We start from the raw sequence: 2,748 nt of genomic DNA on the forward strand, positions 1-2,748 counted from the left end.
GAGTCACTGAGGCTTTTCCAGCCGTCCTCCATCCCGACCCAGAACGCGCTCGATTGCGGCTCGATTCCGGCTCGATTCCATTAAGCCGCTCCGTCATCTGCTGCGGCAGCGCGAGACCATCCGCTTGAACTTGTTCTCATCGCCGCTGCTCGGCGATAAACAAGGCTGCAGCCGCCTCAGGCGCCGACGGGAAATAGAGATGCAGGTAACTGGCCGTCAGCGAGCCATGACGGTAGACCGGCTCGCCGCGGCCGCCGTCGCGTTGGCGGATACCGTAAGTGCTCGGTGTCAGCGGGGTTTCCATGGTGGAATGGTGGAAGCTGTGGCCACGCAGCTCTCCGGCCGACGTCGCCATACTCTGCATCCCGAGGCCGGCCAGGCGCGGCTGCAGCCGGCCGTGGCCAGGCAGTAGACCGGCGAGCTGGCCGCTGCGGCCGTCCTTGTCGGTCAGCGTCTCCAAGAGATAGAGCATGCCACCGCATTCGGCATAGAGCGGCTTTCCGGCATCCACATGGGTGCCCAACGACGCCAGCATCGCTCGGTTGGCCGCGAGGGTTTCCAGGTGCAGCTCCGGATAGCCGCCGGGCAGATAGATCGCATCGGCCTCCACGAGGCTATCACGCAGCGGCGAGAACAGGCTCAGCTTGGCGCCGAGCGACCGCAGCAGCCGCAGATTGGCTGCATACAGAAACGAGAAGGCCGCATCGCGGGCCACCGCGATTTGCAGACCGTCGAGGCGTGGCACTGGCTTTATCGTTGGTGCGGATGCCAGCCCGGGCTCACGAAACGCCACCCGCGGCGGCAGCTCGGCCAGTGCCGTTCCGGCGAGGCGCTCGGCGGCCGCATCAAGCCGCTGCTCGAGATCGGCGATCTCCGCGGCCTGCACCAGCCCCAGGTGCCGGCTCGGCAACGCCGCCTCGTCGAGCCGCGGCAAAGCGCCAAGGAATGGCACCTCGCTCGGGATGCCTTCACCGATCATCTCAGCGTGGCGCTCGCTGCCGACCCGATTGGCGATGACGCCGGCCAGGCGCAGACCGGGCCGATACTGGGCCAGGCCCAGCGCGAGCGCGCCGAAGGTCTGCCCCATGCCGCGGGCATCGATCAGCACCGCTGCCGGCAGCCCGAAGCGCTCGGCCAGATCGGCGCCCGAGGGCGTGCCGTCGAACAGCCCCATCGCGCCCTCGACCAGGATCAGATCGGCCTCGGCGGCGGCTTCGTAAAGCAGCCGTCGGCAGGCTGGCTCGCCGACCATCCACAGGTCCAGCGGCTCGACCTCGGCGCCAGAGGCGCGGGCCAGGATCATCGGATCGAGGAAGTCCGGACCGATCTTGAACACCCGCACGCGCCGGCCGGCGCGGTTATGGTAACGCGCGAGCGCCGCGGCCAGCGTCGTCTTGCCTTGGCCGGACGAGGTCGCGGACAGGAAGAGGGCTGGGCAGTAGCGCAATGTGCTCATGCAGTACCGTGAAACAAGCACTTCATTGTCCAGGTAGACCTGCCGCTCGCAGACCAGCGCCTTGATCCGGTTGAGATAAAGACCGATGGTCGACGATGGGCTTGAGAGCGGCCAGGATCATCTGGTGCGATCTGGAATCTCATCATTGGATCGCGCGGACGTGCAGCTGGCGCTGAAAGCGCTGTTGGCACTCGCGGTGAGCTATGGTCGTTCGCCATGACTCCAGGACCCGAGACTCCCATGACTCTTAGGCGTCACGGAAGACAATCCGTCTGGTGGTCAGCTAAAGCCGCAATATCAGGACTCGGATGGGCAGCGTATCATGAAACCGATGTGGCTCCTCTCGCTATGGCGCGCTGTCGATGCCAGACGGCTCCGACCCACCGTCCTCGGTAATGCCCCTGACCGCATGGATCAGGACGCTGATCATGCCAGTAGCTTGACCGTTGCCATCGGTATCGGCTGCGATCGGGGCGCTTCGCTGGAAACAGTCGCGAGCTGCGTCGATGCAGCCTTGCAGCAGCTGGACGCACCGCGGGTGTCGATGCTGGCGAGCGTCATGCAGAAGCGCGACGAGGCCGCGATCCAGACCCTGGCCGCAGAGCGCGGCTGGCCGCTGTGCTTCTATCCAGCGGCCGAGCTAGCCCAGATCCCGGTCGCCAATCCCTCTGAGACGGTCCGCCGCCTCATCGGCACGCCCGGAGTAGCCGAGGCCGCGGCGCTGCGCGCGGTGGGCGCTAACCTCAAAAACCTGCGCGTGGAGAAACAAACCTACCGCGGTGCCGATGGCAAGAACGCGACCGTCGCCATTGCGTCGATCACGGAAAAAAGCTGATCGCGCGCATCCAACAACGTCGCGCGGCTAGAAAGCTCCAGGTTTTAGCCGCGGGGTGAGGCGATCCGGCTCGGTCAACACACGGGAGGCTGGCGCGAGTGCTGTACGAATGGCCTAGGGCGGTGGGACAATCAACCTTGCCGATGGCGTCGCCGCCACCGCTTGCCAATGCATTGGGTGACGACGAGCCAGAGTACGAGCCGGAAGACCTCTACGCCGATGAACCCCGTCGACTCGGAAGAGAGCGGGCTCCATGAGCCCGAGTTGCTGCGCCGGAGGGTGGAGATCATCGTGCGCGCGGCCGACCCAGACGCCATCATCCTGTTCGGCTCACGCGCCCGCGGCGATGCACGCCCGGATTCCGATATCGATCTGTTGGTCATCGAGCGCAAGCCTTTTGGCCCCGGCCGCAGCCGGATCAAGGAGGCGGCGCGACTCTATCGGGCATTGGGCGAGG

At 66.0% G+C, this 2,748-nt stretch carries 3 protein-coding genes; 2 read left to right on the top strand and 1 reads right to left on the bottom strand.

Going from position 1 to position 2,748, the window contains the following annotated elements; genetic code table 11:
• Positions 1 to 136 precede the first annotated feature (136 nt).
• Entirely contained in the window at positions 137 to 1,456 is a 1,320-nt protein-coding gene (locus tag ACY693_RS17825; RefSeq protein ID WP_462323152.1) for a cobyrinate a,c-diamide synthase, read from the bottom strand.
• A 439-nt stretch (positions 1,457 to 1,895) separates the two neighbouring features.
• Here ACY693_RS17825 and ACY693_RS17830 point away from each other — a divergent pair, with 439 nt between their 5' ends.
• Both ACY693_RS17830 and ACY693_RS17835 read left to right on the top strand, forming a co-directional pair.
• Positions 1,896 to 2,291, top strand: a complete 396-nt coding sequence (locus tag ACY693_RS17830; protein WP_462323153.1) for a cobalamin biosynthesis protein — start codon at positions 1,896 to 1,898, stop codon at positions 2,289 to 2,291.
• 219 nt (positions 2,292 to 2,510) lie between these two features.
• Positions 2,511 to 2,748: nucleotidyltransferase domain-containing protein (locus ACY693_RS17835; protein WP_462323154.1), on the top strand; the 238-nt coding region annotated here is incomplete at its 3' end.

The sequence above is a fragment of the Halochromatium sp. genome (assembly GCF_054919635.1).